This window comes from Comamonas avium, from assembly GCF_014836675.1.
Lineage (GTDB): Bacteria > Pseudomonadota > Gammaproteobacteria > Burkholderiales > Burkholderiaceae_C > Comamonas > Comamonas avium.
In genome coordinates, this window is record NZ_JACSQK010000003.1 from 182763 (window position 1) to 203568 (window position 20806).

A 20806-nucleotide genomic window follows, 5' to 3' on the forward strand; every position below is an offset into this window, starting at 1 on the left:
CCCCGCTTTAACAGCGGTGAGCGCGGCCCTCGCCCTGAAGGCGCAGACCGTCCACGCTTTAACAGCGACCGAGGCCCGCGTCCAGAGCGCAGCTTTGGCGACCGCCCACGCCGCGAAGAAGGCGGCTTTGGCCAGTCAGACCGCCCCCGTTTCAGCAGCGACGACCGTGGCCCACGCCGTGAAGGTGGTTTTGGCGGCGGTGATCGCCCCCGCTTTAACAGCGGTGAGCGCGGCCCTCGCCCTGAAGGCGCAGACCGTCCACGCTTTAACAGCGACCGAGGCCCCCGTCCAGAGCGCAGCTTTGGCGACCGCCCGCGCCGCGAAGAAGGCGGCTTTGGTCAGTCAGATCGCCCCCGTTTCAACAACGACGACCGTGGCCCACGCCGTGAAGGTGGCTTTGGCGGTGGTGATCGCCCCCGTTTTAACAGCGGTGAGCGCGGCCCTCGTGCGGAAGGCGCAGACCGTCCACGCTTTAACAGCGACCGTGGCCCCCGCCCAGAGCGCAACTTTGGCGACCGCCCTCGCCGTGAAGAAGGCGGCTTTGGGGGCGGTGATCGCCCGCGTGGCCCTCGTCCCGAACGCAGCTTTGGTGGTGGCGACCGTGCTCCCCGCCGTGAAGGTGGTGCAGGCGGCGATCGTCCTCGCGTGAGCAGCGGCGACCGAGGCCCCCGTCCTGAGCGCAATTTTGGTGGTGACCGCGGCCCCCGTCGCGAAGATAGCGCAGGCGGCGATCGTCCACGTTTTAACAAAGAGCGCAGCTTTGGCGGTGACCGTGCACGTTCGAATGCACCCCGCGAAGAGCGTCCCGATTACGCCAACAGCGTGGGTGAAGTACGCCGTTCGTTCAGCGGTATTCGCACCTACCGTGCGCCCGCAGAACTCAAAGGCAAGCCAGCACCGATCAAGGTGATTCGCCCTGAAGAGGGTGATGAGGCTCCCAAGAAGAAGTGGTAAAAACATAGCGCTTAGCGCTGGTATTTAAAAGACTTCAAGGTAGAAACACCTTGAAAACAAGAAAAGGAGCGCGTTAGCAGCTCCTTTTTTTTGGAAGAGCGCTTTTTGCGGTCAGTCGTCGGTGCGGCCAGACAGCAAGGTTTTGTAGATCACCGCACCAATCAGAGCTCCCACAATGGGTGCCAGCCAGAACAGCCACAGCTGCTGCATGGCAATGTCGGGGCCAAACACTGCCACCCCTGTGGAGCGCGCTGGGTTAACCGATGTGTTGGTGACGGGAATGCTGATCAGGTGAATCAGCGTCAGGCACAGACCGATGGCCAGGCCTGCAAAACCGGGGGCTGCACGCTTGGCTGTGGCACCCAGGATGACGATGAGAAACAGTGCAGTCATGACCACTTCGGTCACCAGCGCTGCAGTCATGCTGTAGCCACCGGGTGAGTGCGTGCCAAAACCGTTGGTGGCAAAACCACCCAGCTGTGCGCCCGCTTTGCCCGTGGCAATCACGTACAGGATGCCGCCGCCGATGATGGCACCCAGCACCTGTGCAATCACGTAGCCGGGCAACTCGCCCCAGGAAAACCGCCCGCCCATGGCCAGACCCACGGACACAGCAGGGTTGAAGTGCCCGCCAGAGATGGGGCCCAGCGCATAGGCACCAGTGACCACTGTCAAACCAAAAGCCAGGGAGACACCGACCAGGCCAATGCCAATTTCAGGAAAAGCCGCCGCCAGTACGGCGCTGCCGCAACCGCCCAGGGTGAGCCAGAACGTGCCAATGAATTCGGCCGACCATTTTTGAACCGACGTATGCATATCGCCTCCTGTGAAAGCGCCAGGTGAGAGCCGGCAGACCATCTGTCAGCCTTCGCTATGCTAGGCATATTGGGTCCATCGTGGTTCATGTGTAACTGCAAAGAAATATCAACCGGCGTGCCGTGCGCAAGCGACAGAGGTTGCAGCATGTGGCAGCCCCAGGCACCTCAAAGCACGGGGCGGTTTAAGCGGCGCGGGCATAGGCATTGGGTACGTTGTTGCCTTGCCTTCATCACCCATCTTGCATGGCCCGGGGGCTTGGTAGCGTTAGCCGTTCTCAGGATGCGGGCGCAACGCTCCAGAGCACTTCCCGAGTGATGCGGTCCACGGTGGTGCAGCCCAGATGGGTCATGGTCAGCTCCAGCTCTGCGCGCAGCAAATGCAGCATGTGGGCAACACCCAGCAGACCTGCAGTGGCCAGGGCATGTACTTGGGGGCGGCCAATCAGAACGGCGCTGGCCCCCATGGCCAGCGCTTTGACCACGTCAGTACCGTAGCGCACCCCGCTGTCCAGCAGCAAAGGCACGTGTGGGCCAACGCTGCTGGCAATGGCAGGCAGTACGTCGAGTGGGCTGACTACGCCATCCAGTACACGCCCGCCGTGGTTGGAGACGATGAGGGCGTCAGCCCCCAGTGACACGGCCTGCTGCGCCTGTGCAGGTGACAGTACACCTTTGACAATCAAGGGCAGTGCCGTGTGGGCGCGCAGCCAGCGCAGGTCATCCCAGGAGGGCACTTGCGCCATCAAGGGGGTGCCAAACAGAATCGGCCCCTGCAGGGGGCTGGTGTGCTGTGTGGCAGGCATGCCGTGCAGGTTGGCCGCTTCCACCCCATAGGGCAGCGGAAAACCAGATCGTTTGATGCTGGCATCCACCGTCCAGACAATAGCGGTGTAGCCAGCCGCTTCGGCACGGCGCAGCAACTGCAGGCTGTGGGCGCGGTCGGGTTGCAAATACAGCTGAAACCATCGCGGCGCGGCTTGGCCCATTTCTGCCTCAGCGGCTTGACCTGTTTGGGCAATTTCTTCCAGGGTGCAGCTCGAAAGAGTGCTCACCACCATGCCAGTTTGCAGGGCCACGGCAGCGCGTATGGTGGCAATTTCACCCTCCGGATGTACCAGGCGCTGGTAGGCCACGGGTGCAAGCAAGATGGGGCTGGAGAGCGTGTGGCCCAGCAGTTCGGTGCGCGTGTGGGCACCTTGCATGTCCGCCAAAGGGCGGGGCAGCAGTCGCAGGTTATTGAACGCCGTACGGTTGTGCGCCAGCGTCAGGTTCTGGTCGGCCCCACCCTGAATGTGCCGCCACGCCTGCGCTTCGATGTGGTGGGCAGCATGGCGTTCGTAATCAGCGGCACAGGCAATGTCTGCTGGAATCTGGCTGTGTGCAGGGCGCAGTGGCTCGCCCAGAGCGTTGAGCATTCCGGCGTTCATCAGGCCTCCGACCACATGCGCAGCAGGTTGTGATAAGTGCCCGACAGGGCCGAGAGCCTGGGGTGGTCAGGGTGGTCCATGCTCAGCTGCTGAATGGACTGGTCCAGATCAAACAGCATGCGGCGTTGTTCATCGGACTTGACCAGACTTTGCGTCCAGAAAAACGACGCGTAACGCGTGCCTTGTGTCACAGGGTTCACGCGGTGCAAGCTGGTGCCGGGGTAGACAATCGCATCGCCCGCAGCCAGCTTTACGCTTTGGTGGCCGTAGGTGTCCTCCACGATCAGCTCGCCACCTTCGTATTCATCGGGGTCGCTGAAGAACACGGTGGTCGAGACATCTGTGCGCACTTTGATGGCAGTGCCCGGAATGACAAACAGCGCGTTATCAATGTGGTTGCCATAGGTGCCGCCGCCTTCATAGCGGTTAAAGCGCGGGGGGAGTACACGCAGGGGCAGGGCTGCAGAAAGATACAGGGGGTTGCGCCCCAATTTGTCGAGAATCAGATTGCCCATCTTGGCGCCCAAAGGGCTGTCAATCGGTAACTGCCAATTGCTTTTGACTTTGACGGCCAGATGGCCTGCGGTCAGGCGTCCGTCTTGCCAGTCAGCCTCTTGCAGGGCTTGGCGGCATTCGCGTACTTCTTCGGCAGTCAGCAGGGAGGGGATACGCAGCATCATGGTGAAAGCAACCTTTCAAATATCAACCAGCAGCGCGTTAGCGCTGCTGGCAGTATCTATGTAAAAGCCCCGCAACAGCACGGGCTGGCGGGGCTTTCAGGGGGGCGTTATGTCTAAGTCAAACTCAGGTGTTGCCGGGAGTCCTCAGTACGTGAACTTGAGGGTTGCAACTGCCGAGCGGCCGGAGCCCAGCGTGGCGTAGTGGGCTGAGTAGGTGGAGGCGTAGTAGACCTTGTCGGTCAGGTTGTACACATTCACTTGTAGGCTGACATTCGGGTTGAAGATATAGCTCAGCATGGCGTCATAGCGTACGTAGCCAGCAGTCCCTTTCTTGATCAATGAGCCATTTTCAGTATATGAATAAGCCGCAACGACATCACTTTGGCCGGTTGCACCAAAACCAATATTCAGTTTAGGTGTGAACTTGTAGCTGCTCCACAAGCTGACGCTGTGCTTGGGGGTGTTGGGGAAAGCCAGGCCTGTGCCTGCGCTCGGCCTTCCGGGGTTGAACTTGTCGCTCAGTGCAACATTTCCAATCTTTTTCTGCTCGCTATCCATGTAGGTATAGCCGCCAAATACGTCCCATTGTTTGGTGATGCGCCCCGAAAATCCTAACTCTAGGCCATTGACCACTTTGTCACCTGCCATCGCAGCTAATGAAGTATTGGGGTCGCGCACACGTGCATTGGTGGTTTCGTTGCGAAACAGCGCTGCTGTCAGAGACAGTTGCTGGTCAAGCACATCCCATTTAGTACCCAACTCAAGGGAGCGTGTCTTTTCAGGAGACAGGTCGCTTGCGTTGAGTGTGGGCGCGCGGCCACCAGGCGTAATACCTTGGTTTTCGAGGCCTTGTCCGTTTGCTCCTCCGCCTGGGGTGGATGAGGTGCCGATACTGGCGTAGATGCTGGCATTGGGTTGAAGCTTATAGACGACGCCTAACTGGTAGTTGAATAGTGTGTCGTTGCGGCTGAAGCTAGCGGTGCTATCCCATTGTTTGGTGCGGTAGTCATCCATTCGAATGCCACCGTTGATCAGCCACTGAGGGCTCAACGTGAGTGTGTCAAAGGCATACAGTGAGACGGTTTCTGTCTTGTAGTGCGTGAAAGCATTGTTGCGCACCATGCGTCCAGTCCAAGGGTCATTGCCGTTGGGGCTGGGGAGTGTCGTACACATGTACGGGGATCCACCCGCTTTGCACTGGTTGCTGTTAGCAATGTCGGTGCCGTTCGCATCTACCATTTTGTAGCTGTCAACATCAGACTTTTCACGAGACAGCTCTAGGCCAATTGCAAATTGGTGTTTGACGCTCCCTGTGTTTGCTTGACCGGTAAGTTCCGTGATGTTCTGCAGCGTTTCAGTTTCACTGTAGCGAGAGTTAAAGCGGCGCCACACTTGGCCTTTCTCCACATTGCCCTGGCTGTCATCAGGCTGCGTCCAGACATAGTCCTGCTTGGATTTGCTAAAGCGCGTAGCGTTACGAATCTTGTTCGTGTCTGTGAATTTATGCTCCGCAGCGACAGTGAAAACATCACTTTTCTCTTTGCGGAAATCACGTGCTTTCAATCCGTACCAGTTTTCACGATTGCCACCAAATGTGGGGCGGATGGTTGTGTTCTGGGTTAAACCTGCCGGTTTTCCAATTGCAAAAGGCACTCCGCTGTCTGGCATATCGTCAGACTGCATGTGTTCATAAGAAAGGGTGATCTGCGTCGGCGTATTCATGCCGAATGTCACGGTAGGTGCAATACCCCAGCGCTGGTTCTCAGGTCCATTGCGGCCGGGAACATCGGCATCGTGAGCCATTGCATTCAGGCGGAAACCAATGGTGTCGCTGAGCTTGCGGTTCAGATCGAGTGTCGTGCGCTTGTATTTGTCAGTGCCAAGGCCTACATCGCCAGAGACAAAGTTGTCATTTTTTGCTTTTTTGGTGAAGAGGTTGATCGAGCCGCCTGCTCCACCACGACCTGCATAGGCAGAGTCAGAGCCCTTGACGACTTCCACCGATTCCAGGTTGTAAACCTCGCGCGAACCGGCTGCAATATCTCGCATGCCATCGACAAAAATGCTCCCTTGTGCGTCGCTGCCACGCATGAAAGGACGATCACCCGATGGATTGCCCCCCTCGCCAGAACCAAAAGTGACGCCAGGACTTGCACGCAGAGCATCGGCCAGGCTGGTCGCGCCAGTTTGCTTCATGACCTCTTCATTGATTACCGTGACTGTCTTGGGGGTATCAATCAACGGTGCAGTGAACTTGGCCGAAGGCGCGATATCTGTCTTCAATGGCGAGGTCGCACTTTCCTGTACGGTCACCGTCGGCAGCGTAGCGGTAGCTTGGGCGAAAGCGGACGCACCCACGAAGCACAGACCAGTGGCCAAGGCCAATTGGGTGAGTTCGCAGTGCAGTCCCGCCTTGTTAGATGTTTTTGTGGCGTGAGGCATAGGAAATTAGCAGTGATAAAGCCTGTGCGAAGACACAGGGTGGCGAATTTTAATCTTGACTGAGAACAATTCTTTTTTGCTTTTGTATTGGTGTGACTGGGCGTTGCCTTTGGGCAACAGCGCGAGCGGGGGCGATACATCTTGAAATCGGCACTGTTGACCAGATATGGGCCAAGGCGCCGGGAAACTGGCTTTGCACCATTGGTTTCAACTTACGACTGCACAAGACAAATACATGAGCAAGCAAACCCATTCCTTTCAAGCTGAAGTTGCGCAACTGCTGCATTTGGTGACCCATTCGCTGTACTCGAACCCTGAAATTTTCTTGCGCGAGTTGGTCTCTAACGCTTCAGATGCCTGCGACAAGCTGCGTTTTGAAGCGCTGAACGACAGCAGCCTGTACGGCGATCAGCCCAATCTGGAGGTGCGCGTCTCGTTTGACGCGGATGCCAAGACGATCACCATCGCCGATACCGGCATTGGCATGAGCCAGCAAGAGGCGATCGACAACTTGGGCACCATTGCCAAGAGCGGTACCAAGGCTTTCATGGACAAACTGTCTGGTGACCAAAAGAGCGATGCCCAGTTGATTGGCCAGTTTGGTGTGGGCTTTTACTCTGGCTACATCGTTGCAGACAAAATCACCGTGGAAACGCGCCGTGCAGGCGCGCCTGCATCGGAAGGTGTGCGCTGGGTGAGCGGTGGCACGGGCGAGTTTGAGGTCGAGCAGATTGAGCGCGCTGAGCGCGGAACCAGCATTACGCTGCACTTGCGCGAAGAGGCTCAAGAGTTTCTGAATGCCTGGAAACTCAAGCAAGTCATCAGCAAGTACTCGGACCACATCAGCCTGCCCATCTTGATGGAAAAGCAAGAGTGGAAAGAGGGCGAAAACGACCAGCCCGGTGCGATGGTGAAAACAGGCGAATGGGAGACCATCAACAAAGCCAGTGCACTGTGGACACGCCCCAAAAAAGATATCACTGAAGAGCAGTACAAAGAGTTCTACAAGGCCATCAGCCATGATTTTGAAGACCCGCTGAGCTGGAGCCATAACCGCGTTGAAGGCAATACCGAGTACACGCAGTTGCTGTTTATTCCGGCCAAGGCTCCGTTTGATCTCTACAGCCGTGACAAGAAGGCGGGCGTCAAGCTGTATGTAAAGCGTGTCTTCATCATGGACGATGCGGAAGCGCTACTGCCCGGTTACTTGCGCTTTGTGAAGGGCGTGATCGACTCGGCAGACCTGCCCTTGAACGTGAGCCGTGAGCTGCTGCAGGAAAGCCGCGATGTGAAGCTGATCCGTGATGGCTCGGTCAAGCGCGTGCTGGGCATGCTGGAAGATCTGGCCCGGCACGACAAGCACGATGCCGGGGCCGATGCAGCAGACGTCACTGATGTGGTCAGTGAAGAGGACAAGGCCAAGGAAGGCAAGTTCAGCCAGTTTTACACCGAGTTTGGCGCCGTGCTCAAAGAAGGCCTGGGTGAAGACGTGGCCAACAAGGAGCGCATTGCCAAGTTGCTGCGTTTTGCATCGACCACCTCCGATGCCGTGAACGTGTCACTGGCGGAATACAAGGCGCGCATGAAAGAGGGCCAGGAGGCCATCTACTACATCACGGCAGAGACTTTGGCGGCAGCCAAGAACAGCCCGCAGCTGGAAGTGTTCAAGAAAAAGGGCATTGAAGTGCTCTTGATGACCGACCGTGTGGACGAGTGGGCCTTGAACTATCTGACACACTTTGATGACACCCCGCTGCAATCTGTGGCCAAGGGCGCCGTTGATTTGGGAAAACTGCAGGATGAAGAGGAGAAAAAGGCCGCAGAAGAAGCCGCTGAGGCTTTTAAACCCGTGCTGGCCAAGCTCAAGGACGCACTCAAGGACAAGGCCCAGGACGTCCGCGTGACAACGCGCTTGGTGGACTCCCCCGCCTGTCTGGTCGTCACTGAAGATGGCATGAGCGCTCAGCTGGCACGCCTGCTCAAGCAAGCAGGCCAGCCTGCGCCAGAGTCCAAGCCGGTGCTGGAGGTGAACCCTTCGCATGCGCTGGTAAAAAAGCTGGATGGCAGCGTGCATTTCCACGACTTGGCGCATATTTTGTTTGACCAGGCATTGCTGGCTGAAGGTGGCCTGCCTGAAGATGCTGCGGCCTATGTCAAGCGTGTCAATGCATTGCTGGTGTAACGCGGATAAGTGATGAAATAAAAGGCCCGATGACTTTTGTCATCGGGCCTTTTTATGTTTTTAGTCTTTAGCCGTTACATACAAAGCGTAGTGCGCCATGCAGTGATAGTTGCTCGGCTGTGGCCGTGTGTGCGAAGTCTGCTGCTGCCTGTGCACTACGTCCAGGCATGTCAAGGCAAGCCCTGGCAATCACGTATCAATGGTGGCGGGAGTGGCTCTAAGCTTAGCCATTTGTGGGGTTGCCCTCAGCTGCAGACAATAGAGCGATGAAACAGCTATTTCTGCCCTTGATGTTCGTCTCTGTGCTGGCGGGTTGCTCAACCTCCGCAGGTGTGGGCATCGGCGTGCCAGTTGGACCTTTTAGTGTGGGTGTCGGGCTAGGCTCTGGCGGAGTCTCTGCTGGCGTCGGTACAGGGGTGGGGCCTGTAGGGGTTGGAGTTGGCGTCAACCAGCGTGGGCAAGTGACGGGCAACGCGGGCGTCGGTGCCTCGGTACCCGTAGGTGGAGCCAGAGTGGGGGCAGGAGTTGGTACTTCTACCGTACTGCATGATCCCCAGAGCCGGTCTCAACAGCCGTCTGACAAAGCCTCTGTAGCACCCGTTTCTCCATCACCGGTGCCAGCCTCTGGTGCTGTGCAGTGGCGTGATGCCCATGGCAACGTTGTGCCCGAATGCCGTGTGCGTGGTACTTGCTAGTCGCTATAGACAATGCGGTTGCGCCCACTGCGCTTGGCCCGGTACAGGCGTGCATCGGCAGACGCAAGCAGTTGCTGGCCGTCGGTCAGTGAGCTGGGTAATGCTGCTGCTACCCCCATGCTCACAGTGACAAACTCGGCAGCTTGCGCTTGAACATGCGGCATTTTGAGCGCTGCAATAGCCGCCTGAATGTCGTGGGCCAGCTTGAGAGCGCCTTCCAGGGGCGTTTCTGGCAGCAAGCAGACAAATTCTTCACCGCCATAGCGAGCCACCATGTCGCCCGGGCGCTGCAGGCATTGCGCGATCGTCTGTGTCACGTTCTGCAGGCATTCGTCGCCATGCAGGTGCCCGTAGTGGTCGTTAAAAGCCTTGAAGTCATCGACGTCCAGCATCAGCAAAGCCAAAGGTTGCTGCTGCCGCTGCATGCGGCTGAACTCACGGGACAGCATGGTGTTGAAGTAACGGCGGTTGGCAATGCCGGTCAGGCCATCGCAGTGAGACAGGCGTTCGAGCAAATACCGCTGGTGTGCTAACTCCAGATGATTGCGAACGCGTGCAAGCAGCGCCGGTGTGCGAAAAGGCTTGGCAATGAAGTCTGCGGCCCCCATGTTGAGGCCCACTTCTTCAGCGCTGGCATCTGATACAGCGGTGAGGAAGATGACAGGAATGTGCGCCGTTCTGGAGTCATTTCTGAGTCTGCGAAACACCTCAAAACCGTCCATGCCGGGCATGAGGATGTCCAGCAAGATCAGATCAGGATTGTGTTGTATGGCCATGTCCAGACCTTGCTGGCTGGACGTGGCAATTTGTACATCACACAAAGTGCCTACCACGCTGGCAATCAGCGTCGCATTCATTTCCACATCATCGATCACCAGTACCTTTTGGGGATGAGGTGCGGAGAGCAAGTGGGGATGGATGGGAAGCAAACTCGCGTAGGTCATGGCAGGGCTTCGTCTTGGGGTGTGATGACAGGGCAATATGCTTCAAGCTGAGCGACTCCGGTCTCTGCAGCGTGTGCAATGCTGCGTGCAAGCTCGGTGGCAAGCTCAAAGTCAGCGGCCTTTAATGCAGCGGATAGCTGACAGGACAGGTCGCCCAAACGCATCAGCCCGAAGGTGGCTGCTGTGCCTGTCAGCTTATGCGCTTCGCCACGCACGGCCTGCCAGTCATGTTGGTCGGCAAGCTGCGCCAGCAGCTTTGCGCGTTGCAAACTGTCATGGGTGAACTGCGAGACCAGTTGCTGGCGTTTGCTGTCATCAAAAAGCTGTGCCAGTGCATCGATGGCCGTGGCATCAAAATCAGGTTGCTGGTGCTCAGCATCTGGGGCCGCTGGTGTGTGGGGCAAGGGCTGATGGGTGCACGCGCCCAGCCATTGCTGCAGCACTTGGTGCAAGGCGGACTCCAGCAGCGGCTTGCTCAAGTGGGCATTCATGCCCGCTGCTTGCGCCCGCTCTTTGTCCTGGACGCCCGTATGTGCAGTCATTGCAATGACTGGTAAAACGCCAAAACCGGGCAGTTTGCGCAATGCTCGCGTGGCGCTGATGCCGTCCATTTGCGGCATTTGAATGTCCATTAAAACGCAGCTGTAATAGTCGGGCCCCACAGACTGCAGTCTCTGGAGGGCTTGGGCCCCATCTTCTGCGCATTCTGTTTGCAATCCCAAAGCGTGAAGCATGCCTTCAGCAACAGCGCGGTTCAGAGGATTGTCATCGGCCACCAAGATACGCAAACCTTGCCACGCCGATGCGATGCTGTGATGGTGGGGCATGAGCAGCGATTCGCGTTGCACCAGCATGCGTGCTGGCTCCAGTACGGCGGTGAACCAGAAGGTGCTGCCTTGGCCAATGCTGCTGTGCACGCCGGCAGTGCCTCCCATCAGCTGTGCCAGCGCACGGGAGATGGTAAGGCCCAGGCCGGTGCCGCCGAAACGTCGAGTGATGGAGTTGTCGGCTTGCTGGAATGCCTCAAACAGCAAGGGCATGCGGTCTGCTGGAATGCCGGGGCCCGTATCTTTAACGCTTGCATGCAACACAATGCGATGCAAGGTGCTGCTGGGGTCGAGGCGCAGCGAAATATGGATGTGTCCGGAGGTCGTGAACTTGATGGCGTTGTTCACATAATTGAGCAGAATCTGGGCGATCCGGTGCGGGTCACCGCGCAAACTGTCGGGGACCTCGCGTGCCATTTTGTAATTGAGCGACAGGCCCTTTTTGCTGGCCTCTTCATGGCACATGCTGAGGACATCCAGCACCACATTTTCCAGGCTGAAATCCGTGCTTTCCAGCTGTAGTTGGCCGGCATCAATTTTTGAAAAATCCAGCACTTCGTTCACGATGCCACGCAGGTGCTGGCCAGCGCGCAGTACGTTGTGCAATTGATCGCGCTGGGTTTGCGGTAGATCCGCTTTTAATAACAGCTGCGTTAATCCCAGAATGGCGTTGAGTGGAGTGCGTATTTCGTGGCTGATACTGGCTTGGAGTACGGATTTTTCATTGGCACTTTGTTCCGCCTCTCTCTTGGCTTTTTCCAGTGCGCGCGACTGCAGCATTTCTTTGGTGACATCCAGCCACACACCGTTAAAGGTGATGCTGCCATCGGCATTTTTGTGTGGATTAGCACGGGTCTTGATCCAGCGTGTCACGCCATCGAGCATTTGGATGGAGACATCAAAATCTACAGGCTCCAGGGTCTCTGCACTTTGTGCGAAGTGTTTTTCCGCAATAGCCGTGGCATGTTCATCGTGGTGACGGATGACACTCGCTGCACAGCTTATGCTGGTGTCTGAATGAACGGGCATGCCCATGAGCTGCGCCCATTGAGGGCTGGCAAAGTGCAGCTTGAGCGCAGCTCCGGGCCTCAATTGCATTTGAAAAACCGCACCAGGCAGTGCACTGGTGAGCTGCTGGAGCTGCTCAATGAGCAAGTGGTTTTTCTGATGCTGCGTGAGCTCTTTCTCAAGTCTTTCGGCTTCTTGCAGGGATGTACCAAAGCTTTTCAAGGTACGCGCCATGCTGCCAATTTCGTCATTGCGATGTTGGTCTGCAATCAACGTATCGTAGTTGTGCAAGCTCATGCGTTGCATGCTGCGCGTCAGGCGGCCAATCGGGCGTGAAATGTAGCGCAGCGCAATCCATGCCGCCCAAGCTGAAATCAAGAGCACACTGAGCCAGCCGGCCCAAGTCGTTTTGGAGATGGTGTCCTGGGTATTGCGGGTTAACTCCTTGGAGGCCAGCGCAAAGACTTTTTGTGCGTCAAGGCGCAGGGTGTCTACTTCTGTCTGCAGGCGATCCAAGGCGGGTGTGAAGCTTTGAGAAAGCACGAGCAAGGCACTGTCACTTTGCCAGCGCAACGCGCAGGTAATGACGTGATGTCCCGCTGTAAACACGTGGCGTGCCTGCGTGAAGATGCCATCCAGTACCAGCTCGTGCTGAGGCAAAAGCGGGTAAATAGCCGCTAAATCAGCTTCAAACTGTGTCTGTATTTCCGTAAGGCGCTCTTTGGCCAGTAGCAACTGGTCTTCATCGTTGGACGTCAGAGCTGCATGCACCAGGGCTGATGCATCACTCAAATGCTGCCGCACGGTGCTCACTTTGCTCGAGGTCATAGCCTGCTGCCCCAAAAGCTCGTGGTATTGGGTCTCAATGTGCTGCATATGCCATGTGGCATAAGCCGTGATGAGTGCAGAGGCGATGCCCATGCAGGCGACCAGAAGCACAATTTTGGTGGTCAGACTAAGGAGTGGCCGTTTCATGACTGGGACTGGGTGGCGCAAAGCACGACAGTCACGGATTCGACGCGCATGTGTGCTTGGCAGAGCGGGGCCACTGAGCGCCAAAAAATATTCTGCAGACCCATGTTTAGAGCGGAGTTTGTATATCCAGCGAGATAACAATGTATCGCTTGTCGTTCATGCACACAGGAGGGGCGGGCATTGACTGCCAAGGCAGCTTAGCCCGAGCCACTGCAGCATCAACGTAGGATAGTAAATCCATCATCGTGCGATAGATGGCTTTTTGTATTGTGGGACGTATCAGCCAAAAAATAAATCAGTGCACCGTGGGACAGGTTGTCTGAGGTCATGCGCTGCCTTGCTAGCTTGGGCTGCAAGGCCAGTCGCGGAGGTGCAGCTTCATTGCGTTACTTGGCAACGGGATGTTGAGCCAAACAGCTTCAGGCATGGCGAATGCTTGAAAAATTGTGCACGCAATCTACCTGATGGGTAAATCAAGTAGACGGTGCAGGTTTTTGTCTCCAGCGTACACGCCGCGCATGAGTGAAGGCGCTCTCCTGGCTAGAGGATCTGGCCTGGCACGGAGTGAGCTAACCGTGCGATGCCAGTGTCATGAAGTTTGCAGCTGCCTGCCGCTGGCTGCCGCGTGTTCTGGCGCGGGTAGTATTTCCATTCGATAGCCCAAGCCATAAATGGCGCTGAGCTGGTAAATCTGCCCAGCACCGTGGAACTGATTGAGCTGCAGCTTGGTTCGCAGGCGCGAGGCGTGGGTATCCAGTGTGCGTGAAGGTGTGGGGGTGATGTTCCCCCAAACGGCTTCCGTCAAGTGATTGCGTGAGAGCAAGCGGCCGCAGTTCTGGAACAAAAATTCCGCCAGCTCGTACTCGCGGTGTTTGAGCTCGATGGGCTGTTTATGCAGGTACACCGTGCGTGCCACCGGGTCGAGACGGTAGGGTTCAAATTCCAGTCGCATGGTGGTGGCATCCGGATAGGCGCGGCGCATCAAGGCGGTGATGCGAGCCATGAGCTCCTGAACACGCAAAGGCTTGACCATAAAGTCATCCGCACCGGCATGAAAGGCCGCCACGATGTCTTGTTCTTCGTGGCGCTGGCTGGCAAACAGAATCGGCTGTTTGCAGCCTCCAGCTTCACGCAGGGCGCGCACAACTTCAATGCCGCTCAGCCCAGGCAGGAGCCAGTCGACGATCAACAGATCAAAGCTTTCGCGCCGCATGGCGCGCAGCAAATCTTCTCCTGTCTCGAACAAAATGGTTGCGTGCCCCATTTGGTGAATGGTGGCTTCTACCAGCCGAAGAAAGATTGGGTCGTCGTCGAGAACAGCAATGCGCATGGCGTTGGTTGTAACAAAGAATTTCACATCATGGTGCCCGTTAATGCAAATGAATGCAAAACGTCAGAGGATGTATCCATTGGTGGTTACATGCTTTTCGCAGATTTGAGTAGACGAATGCGAAATTCCATTGCAATTGCTAGAGTTTAGAGGGAGTGTGTGCAAACTTCTATGTTGTGATTTCAGTGTGCGAAGTTTGCAACTGACTGAGTGCTTCGAAAGGTAATTGCTGCTTGACCAGGATGACGGTGCAAGGCGCATCGCGTGCTACGCGCATGGGGACGGTGGAAATCAAGCGCTGCATCTGCAAGCCATGGGTGGCTGCGCCCAGAATCAGCAAGCCTACGTTATTGCCTTGCGCGTAGCGAACGATGGCCTGCGCCACGTCAGATGCTTCCAGGACGTGGTAGCTCACACCGTGTCCGCCCACCTGCAGGCCTTGTGCCCATTGTTTAAGCCGCGCCAAGTGCGTGCGGTGCAGCTGCGTTTCACTGCGGCTGCTGTCAGTGGCGCTGCTGGCTGAGGGCGAGATGACAGTCACCACGGCCAGGCGTGCACCGGGGCGGGTGGAAAGGGACCGGGCGACAGCTTGGCGCAGGCTGTAGAGAGTGGCATCGCTGACGTCTTTGTGCGGAACGGCCACCATGAGGATGGGCACTTCGGTGATTTGCTGTGACGGCAGGGGGCTGGGATGGTATTGCATGCCCGCAGCTTTGATCCAGCGGCGCATCTTTCCAAAGAAGGAGATGCCGTGAAGGCGCATGCCGCGCTGGGTAATGGGCACTTGCTCGGGGTTGGCCAGATCGAATGCCAGCTCTGCAGCGGTGGCATAACGCTGCGCTGCTTCTGGTTCCAGGCAGCGCAAGATAATTTCTTGCAACCAATCTGGGACATCGGCGCGCAAAGCACGGGGTGGCGTGGGGGCCATCCACATGCGCTGGCGCATGCCGCCGTCAGTGGCAGGACTGCCAAACGGCAGTTCGCGTGTGGTGAGCTCATAGAGCATGACCCCGATGGCAAAAATATCGCTGCGCAAGTCACCGCGCACACCTACGATTTGTTCCGGTGAAATCCATGCTGGAGACCCGACGGCCTTGCGCAGCTCTTCGGCCAGAAGATCAGGGTAGTGCGCGTGGCTGGAGAGCCCAAAGTCCAGCAGCACGGCATTGCCGCTGTCTTGAATAAGTACGTTGCCGGGCTTGAGGTCCAGGTGACAGCAGTTTTGCTGGTGCAAGCTGTGTGCTGCCTGGGCCATGGCAGAGCCCAGCTGGGCAATGGTGGTGATGGGCTGTGCAGAGGGTTGATCGAGCCAGTGCTGCAGCGTGTGGCCCGCCATGTGTTCCATGACCAGATAGGGCAGCCGTATCAAATCTCCTGCGGCCACAAAGCGAGGGACGTGAGGCCCGTGCAGGGTGGGCAAAATTTGCAGCTCCATCTCAAAGCTGACAATGTTTTCTGCCCCGTCTCCGGCGGTCATCCGCGGGATTTTCATCACCATGGGAAAGCCGGGGGCTGTGGCGGGCCGCAGCGCCTGTGCATAGCGCACGCTGTAGATGTGGGCCATGCCTCCCGCATGAATGCAGTCTTCGACTAAAAAACCATCAATTTCGGTGCCGGGTGTCAGTTTTTTCATCGGCCCTGCTCCAGGCGTTCTGCAAAAGTGCTGGGCATGCCACTTTTTTGCACCGCTTCAATGGCGGCGGCGTGGTCATAGGCAATGCGGTGAAACGTCATGGTGGCCGCGCTGTCGTCATACAGGGCATACATGGCGCGCAAATCGCCATCGCGCGGCTGGCCGCATGAGCCGACAATCGCCAGCCACTGCCGGTGTGTCGGCACGGGGATGGGAACGCCCGGTTGCGGCACAAAGCGCATGAGCTTGGCGGTGGGAGTGAGGTAGTACAGCGATTGCTGGTGCACATGGCCGCTAAAGACGTAGCGGATGCTGGGGTCGATATCGCTGGCCGCAGTCATGCTGCGTTCGGCCATGACACTGTTTTCTACATAGGGCCAGCGCTCAGGCCGATGGGCGCTGGCATGCACCAGCAGCACGCTGCCGTGCTGATCCAGCAAAGGCAGCTGTGCCAGAAATTGGGTGTGTACGGGCGCAAGCTGATCATGTGTCCACTGCGCGCCTTGCTCGCCCGTGTGCTGAATGTGACTGGGCGGGTGCAGTGCCAGATCGTCGTGGTTGCCCCGCACAATCCATGCGCCTTCTTGTACGGCATGCATGATGGTGTCCAGCACTGCTGCGGGACTGCCCCCGTAGCCCACCAGGTCGCCCAGAAATGCCAATTGTGTGGCGCCTTGTGAGCGCGCGTGTTCCATGCAAGCCTGTAGTGCTTGGATGTTGGCGTGAATATCGGAAAACAGAGCCAGTTTCATAGCCGCTATATTCACGGCTCAAGCTGGCGGCAGACTTGCAGCATGTACTGGTGCTTACCCGATGATTATTTGAAAAGATAGCTGCTGTCGCTTGTAGTACGGGTGTTTGAGATATATTTGATATGGAAAGTGTTGTTGGCTTTGCGTTGGCAGCTATTGTCTTTAATGTGCATATGCCTTGGCATGCCCCAAAGCGTGCAACCACGGGGAGCCACTGATGAGAGGTTCTGAACCGTTGCAAACACAGGCCTGCGAAGACCGTGATTTTTCAGAGTGGCACGGCGGCTGCCCATGGTGTGCCGTGTGGGTGGTGCGTGTGGATGGTATGCAAGTGCAGGCTTTGTTAGACCAGTTGCGTGCCGCCATACAGCCTTGGCTGCTGCCGCGCTACGAACGGCAGCCGCACGTCACCGTGGCCTACCGTGGGCTGATGGTGGATGCGCAGCCCCTGCATGCATGCCCGCAAGCCACATTTGGCACCACTCAGCTGGGTGCTGACATTGCTGCTTTTCAGGCGGCAGAGCTGGCTCCTTTTTCGCTGATGCTGCAGGGCGTGGGGAGTTTTTCGACCGTGCCTTATCTGGCGGTCAGCGCGAATGCCCGCTTGCAGCAGGCGCACGATGCGGTCGCGGCCTCTGAGCCCTTCCCAGGCTGGCGCTATGTGCCGCATCTGACACTGGGGCATTACGCCTGTCAGATGCCCATGCACAGGGTGCTGCAGCCGTTGCAAGCCTGTATAGCTGAAGCGCTAGGCTTGCCGGTGCCTGTGGATGCACTGTGGCTGGCCCGCTATCGCACCAGCGACATTGCGGGTGCACTGCATTTTGAAGGGCGTTTTGACCTGCGCACCCAGACTTACCACGCAGAGCCGGGTGCGCTGATTGTGCTGTAACGCGCGTTCAGGCGAGGGTCAGCGTCACGGGTATGTTGCCGCGTGTCGCGTTGGAGTACGGGCAGACTTGGTGGGCGGCATCTACCAGTTGCTGGGCCTGGGCTTTGTCCATGCCAGGCAAGTGAATGTGCATGCGCACGGCAATGCCAAAGGCTTGGCCGACGGGGCCCAGGTCGACTTCAGCATCCACCGACAGGTCTTGGGGAAGATTGATTTTTTGACGCGCAGCGACTGCTTTGAGCGCCCCAATAAAGCAGGCGGAATAGCCGGCTGCAAATAGCTGTTCGGGGTTGGTGCCTGCACCACTGCCACCGGGCGGGGACAGTTGGATATCAAGTTTGCCATCATTGGTGCGTGAGGCACCTTCGCGCCCGCCTGTGGTGTGCGCGTGGGCGGTGTAAAGCACTTTGTCCAGTGGTTGAGTCATGACGATCTCCTTGAGTGGGTGTGAAAACACGGGTACCCCGCGTTGCAGGCGACCAATCTAAGGGCATATGCCGCCAAGACGCGTAGGCCGGCATGCCAAAGAAAAATGCGCCCAGCAATCAGGATTGCTGGGCGCATGGGAAAATATGCATGGCCCCTGTGATCAGGGGCTGCAGCGGGGGGTTAGTACGTGTACACGCCTTGTCCCGTTTTCCGGCCCAGACGGCCAGCGGCCACCATTTCGCGCAGCAAGTAGCAAGGGCGATATTTGCTGTCGCCAAACTCCTCCAGGTACACCTCCATCACGGCCAGGCAAACGTCCAGGCCAATCATGTCAGCCAGCGCCAGAGGGCCAATGGGCTGGTTGCAGCCCAGTTTCATGCCAGCGTCGATGTCTTGTGCGGTGGCGGTGCCTTCAGACAGCACATAGAAGGCTTCATTGATCATGGGCACCAGGATGCGGTTGACCACAAAGCCGGGGGCGTTCTTGACGGTAATAGGGCTCTTGCCCAGCTTTTCAGACAGTGCCTTGACCGTGTCGTGTGTGGCATCGCTGGTTTGCAGACCGCGAATAATTTCAACCAGCGCCATCATGGGCACAGGGTTGAAAAAGTGCATGCCGATGAACTTGTCAGCGCGCTGGGTGACCGCGCCCAGCTTGGTGATGGAGATCGAGGAGGTGTTGGTTGCGATCAATACTTCAGCGGGCAAGACCGTGTCCAGCTGCTTGAGAATTTTGACCTTCAGGTCGTAGTTTTCAGTGGCCGCCTCAATCACCAGCTGGGCTGCTTGGAGGTCATCGTAGTTGGTGGAGGTTTTGATCAGCGACAAGGCTTTTTCTTTGTCGCTGACAGTCATTTTTTCTTTTTTGATCAAGCGGTCCAGACTGCCTGCAATGGTGGCCAGGCCCTTTTGTACGGCAGCCTCGGAAATATCCACCATCACCACAGCCACGCCAGACACAGCACAAGCCTGCGCAATGCCATTGCCCATGGTGCCCGCACCCACGATGCCTACGGTTTGAATGCTCACGATCTCATCTCCCTGGTTAATTCATGATTGGTATACGGGGAAGATGGTATCCAAATTCTCTGACAGGTCACGTAACGTAGGTGCCTTCTACATGGGGAGCGGTCAGCATGGATGAAACATTTGACTTTGTCATCGTTGGTGCAGGCTCTGCAGGCAGTGTTCTGGCGGGACGATTGAGTGCATGCGGGCAGTACCAGGTCTGTGTACTGGAGGCTGGAGGCTCTGATGACATCAGCCTGGTGCAATGCCCTGCAGGCATCGCCGGTATCGCCAAGAGCCATCGCTTGAACTGGTCCATGCAGACAGTACCGCAGCCGGGCTTGAATGGTCGCAGAGGGTTTCAGCCTCGGGGCAAGGTGCTGGGGGGGAGCAGCTCGGTCAATGCCATGATTTACCTGCGGGGCCAGCCGCAAGACTTTGACTGGTGGGCAGCCCAAGGTAACCCCGGGTGGTCTTGGCAGGATGTCAAACCTTGGTTTTTAAAAGCGCAGAACAATGAGCGCGCAGCAGATGCCTTTCATGCCAAGGGTGGTCCCTTGAATGTGGCTGATTTGCAGCAACCCAACCCATTGAGCATGGATTTCATCGAGGCGGGCGTTCAGGCTGGGCATGTACACAACACGGACTTCAACGGACACAGCCAGGAAGGGATTGGTCTCTATCAGGTGACACAAAAGGACGGAGAGCGTTGCAGTGCAGCCAAGGCTTATCTCACGCCCCATCTGCATCGCAGCAATTTGCATGTGCGCACGGGGGCGCAAGTACTGCGAATTTTGTTGGCACAGACGGATGAAGGCTGTCGTGCCACTGGTGTGGAATATGTACGTGGCGGTGTGCGCCGGACAGTGCATGCGCGCCGTGAAGTTCTGCTCAGCGCCGGGGCCTTGCTTTCACCGCAAATTTTGATGGTTTCGGGCATCGGTCCAGCGGACCATTTGCGGGACACCGGTGTGCCTTTGCTGCATGAACTGCCGGGTGTGGGTAGCCATCTGCACGACCATCTGGACGCCGTCTTGGTTGCAGATGCACCAGCTCTCACGCAGTCGTTTGGCTTGTCTGCGCCTGGGCTGATGCATATCGCCCGTGGTGCCTGGGAGTGGCACCGCAAGCGCACAGGTATGTTGACGACCAATTTTGCAGAGGCGGGTGCTTTCCTGCGCAGTCACCCAGATTTGGCGCAGCCTGATTTGCAGTTGCATTTTGTCGTTGCTAAGTTGCTGGACCATGGTCGAAAAACAGTGTGGGGGCATGGTTTTTCATGTCACGTCTGTGTGTTGCAGCCCCAAAGCCGCGGGAAGGTGCGCTTGCGCAGCTCCAATCCGTTGGCCCTGCCTGATATTGACCCCAATTTCTTGGGGCATGCCGCTGATCTGCAGCGCACAGTACAGGGCGTGCAGATGGTGCGCCGCATCCTGGCGCAACCAGCGCTGGCGCGGCATAACGCCAAAGAGCTGGCCGCCTCTGCCGCTGCACAAACACCTGAGCAAATCGCGCAATGGGTCAAGCAAACTGCGGACACCATCTACCACCCTGTAGGGACGTGCCGTATGGGGCCTGGCCCCATGGATGTGGTGGACAGCCGGCTGCGCGTACACGGTGTGCAGGGCCTGCGTGTGGTGGATGCGTCGATCTTCCCGCGCATCACCAGCGGCAACACCAACGCCCCCACGATCATGGTGGCTGAAAAGGCGGCCCATATGGTGCTGGAAGCCACACAGCAAGCAGTATCTCAAGCAGGTAGCGCAGTGCTGGCCTGAGACGCAAGCCAGGGGGCTGAGGAAGATAGTCA

The 20806-nt window shown here is 57.5% G+C and carries 15 protein-coding genes and 1 pseudogene; 5 read left to right on the forward strand and 11 right to left on the reverse strand.

Annotation, left to right across the window (positions count from 1 at the left end):
* Positions 1 to 954 (forward strand): annotated as a pseudogene (locus H9646_RS06170) (hypothetical protein); the annotation flags it as partial.
* Positions 955 to 1065: 111 nt separating this feature from the next.
* Here the strand turns inward: H9646_RS06170 and aqpZ are convergent.
* From aqpZ to H9646_RS06190, 4 genes are all read right to left on the reverse strand, one after another.
* The gene (aqpZ, locus tag H9646_RS06175; RefSeq protein WP_191722471.1) at positions 1066 to 1770 is read right to left on the reverse strand and encodes an aquaporin Z; all 705 of its coding nucleotides are present in this window, start codon (positions 1768 to 1770) and stop codon (positions 1066 to 1068) included.
* Positions 1771 to 2047: 277 nt separating this feature from the next.
* Positions 2048 to 3199 (reverse strand): alpha-hydroxy acid oxidase, encoded by a 1152-nt coding sequence (locus tag H9646_RS06180; protein WP_191722472.1) that lies wholly within the window; start codon positions 3197 to 3199, stop codon positions 2048 to 2050.
* Positions 3199 to 3879 carry a Fe2+-dependent dioxygenase gene (locus tag H9646_RS06185; RefSeq protein WP_191722473.1) on the reverse strand — a complete coding sequence of 227 codons (681 nt, stop codon included), beginning with the start codon at positions 3877 to 3879 and terminating at the stop codon, positions 3199 to 3201. Before H9646_RS06185 ends, H9646_RS06180 begins: the two co-directional genes overlap by 1 nt.
* Before the next feature lie 144 nt (positions 3880 to 4023).
* On the reverse strand, positions 4024 to 6321 hold the full coding sequence (locus tag H9646_RS06190; protein ID WP_191722474.1) for a TonB-dependent receptor: 2298 nt from the start codon (positions 6319 to 6321) through the stop codon (positions 4024 to 4026).
* Between the two features lie 235 nt (positions 6322 to 6556).
* Between H9646_RS06190 and htpG the strand changes: the two genes are divergently transcribed.
* Both htpG and H9646_RS06200 read left to right on the forward strand, forming a co-directional pair.
* Positions 6557 to 8503, forward strand: a complete 1947-nt coding sequence (gene htpG, locus H9646_RS06195) for a molecular chaperone HtpG (RefSeq protein ID WP_191722475.1) — start codon at positions 6557 to 6559, stop codon at positions 8501 to 8503.
* 266 nt (positions 8504 to 8769) lie between these two features.
* On the forward strand, positions 8770 to 9198 hold the full coding sequence (locus H9646_RS06200) for a hypothetical protein (RefSeq protein ID WP_191722797.1): 429 nt from the start codon (positions 8770 to 8772) through the stop codon (positions 9196 to 9198).
* Here H9646_RS06200 and H9646_RS06205 read toward each other — a convergent pair.
* From H9646_RS06205 to H9646_RS06225, 5 genes are all read right to left on the reverse strand, one after another.
* A complete protein-coding gene (locus H9646_RS06205) occupies positions 9195 to 10142 on the reverse strand; it encodes a GGDEF domain-containing response regulator (protein WP_191722476.1) in 948 nt (315 codons plus the stop codon). The genes H9646_RS06200 and H9646_RS06205 overlap by 4 nt on opposite strands.
* A complete protein-coding gene (locus H9646_RS06210) occupies positions 10139 to 12952 on the reverse strand; it encodes a HAMP domain-containing hybrid sensor histidine kinase/response regulator (RefSeq protein ID WP_191722477.1) in 2814 nt (937 codons plus the stop codon). The genes H9646_RS06205 and H9646_RS06210 overlap by 4 nt, the downstream gene beginning before the upstream one ends.
* Before the next feature lie 589 nt (positions 12953 to 13541).
* The gene (locus H9646_RS06215; RefSeq protein ID WP_191722478.1) at positions 13542 to 14282 is read right to left on the reverse strand and encodes a response regulator transcription factor; all 741 of its coding nucleotides are present in this window, start codon (positions 14280 to 14282) and stop codon (positions 13542 to 13544) included.
* A 169-nt stretch (positions 14283 to 14451) separates the two neighbouring features.
* A complete protein-coding gene (locus H9646_RS06220) occupies positions 14452 to 15915 on the reverse strand; it encodes a serine/threonine protein kinase (protein WP_191722479.1) in 1464 nt (487 codons plus the stop codon).
* Positions 15912 to 16667: a metallophosphoesterase family protein gene (locus tag H9646_RS06225; protein ID WP_191722480.1), complete on the reverse strand. Its 756-nt coding sequence runs from the start codon at positions 16665 to 16667 to the stop codon at positions 15912 to 15914. The genes H9646_RS06220 and H9646_RS06225 overlap by 4 nt, the downstream gene beginning before the upstream one ends.
* A gap of 217 nt (positions 16668 to 16884) precedes the next feature.
* Here H9646_RS06225 and H9646_RS06230 point away from each other — a divergent pair, with 217 nt between their 5' ends.
* Positions 16885 to 17559, forward strand: coding sequence for a 2'-5' RNA ligase family protein (locus H9646_RS06230; protein ID WP_191722481.1), 675 nt, complete (start codon positions 16885 to 16887; stop codon positions 17557 to 17559).
* A gap of 7 nt (positions 17560 to 17566) precedes the next feature.
* Here H9646_RS06230 and H9646_RS06235 read toward each other — a convergent pair whose 3' ends face one another.
* On the reverse strand, positions 17567 to 17986 hold the full coding sequence (locus H9646_RS06235; RefSeq protein ID WP_191722482.1) for an organic hydroperoxide resistance protein: 420 nt from the start codon (positions 17984 to 17986) through the stop codon (positions 17567 to 17569).
* Between the two features lie 182 nt (positions 17987 to 18168).
* Entirely contained in the window at positions 18169 to 19017 is an 849-nt protein-coding gene (locus H9646_RS06240; protein WP_191722483.1) for a 3-hydroxybutyryl-CoA dehydrogenase, read from the reverse strand.
* A 107-nt stretch (positions 19018 to 19124) separates the two neighbouring features.
* Here H9646_RS06240 and H9646_RS06245 point away from each other — a divergent pair, with 107 nt between their 5' ends.
* Positions 19125 to 20774 (forward strand): GMC family oxidoreductase, encoded by a 1650-nt coding sequence (locus H9646_RS06245; RefSeq protein ID WP_191722484.1) that lies wholly within the window; start codon positions 19125 to 19127, stop codon positions 20772 to 20774.
* Positions 20775 to 20806: the final 32 nt, after the last annotated feature.

Coding starts and splice junctions, on each gene's coding strand:
- aqpZ (WP_191722471.1), bottom strand. CDS start 1,770: ATGCATACGTCGGTTCAAAAATGGTCGGCCGAATTCATTGGCACGTTC.
- H9646_RS06180 (WP_191722472.1), bottom strand. CDS start 3,199: ATGAACGCCGGAATGCTCAACGCTCTGGGCGAGCCACTGCGCCCTGCA.
- H9646_RS06185 (WP_191722473.1), bottom strand. CDS start 3,879: ATGATGCTGCGTATCCCCTCCCTGCTGACTGCCGAAGAAGTACGCGAA.
- H9646_RS06190 (WP_191722474.1), bottom strand. CDS start 6,321: ATGCCTCACGCCACAAAAACATCTAACAAGGCGGGACTGCACTGCGAA.
- htpG (WP_191722475.1), top strand. CDS start 6,557: ATGAGCAAGCAAACCCATTCCTTTCAAGCTGAAGTTGCGCAACTGCTG.
- H9646_RS06200 (WP_191722797.1), top strand. CDS start 8,770: ATGAAACAGCTATTTCTGCCCTTGATGTTCGTCTCTGTGCTGGCGGGT.
- H9646_RS06205 (WP_191722476.1), bottom strand. CDS start 10,142: ATGACCTACGCGAGTTTGCTTCCCATCCATCCCCACTTGCTCTCCGCA.
- H9646_RS06210 (WP_191722477.1), bottom strand. CDS start 12,952: ATGAAACGGCCACTCCTTAGTCTGACCACCAAAATTGTGCTTCTGGTC.
- H9646_RS06215 (WP_191722478.1), bottom strand. CDS start 14,282: ATGCGCATTGCTGTTCTCGACGACGACCCAATCTTTCTTCGGCTGGTA.
- H9646_RS06220 (WP_191722479.1), bottom strand. CDS start 15,915: ATGAAAAAACTGACACCCGGCACCGAAATTGATGGTTTTTTAGTCGAA.
- H9646_RS06225 (WP_191722480.1), bottom strand. CDS start 16,667: ATGAAACTGGCTCTGTTTTCCGATATTCACGCCAACATCCAAGCACTA.
- H9646_RS06230 (WP_191722481.1), top strand. CDS start 16,885: ATGAGAGGTTCTGAACCGTTGCAAACACAGGCCTGCGAAGACCGTGAT.
- H9646_RS06235 (WP_191722482.1), bottom strand. CDS start 17,986: ATGACTCAACCACTGGACAAAGTGCTTTACACCGCCCACGCGCACACC.
- H9646_RS06245 (WP_191722484.1), top strand. CDS start 19,125: ATGGATGAAACATTTGACTTTGTCATCGTTGGTGCAGGCTCTGCAGGC.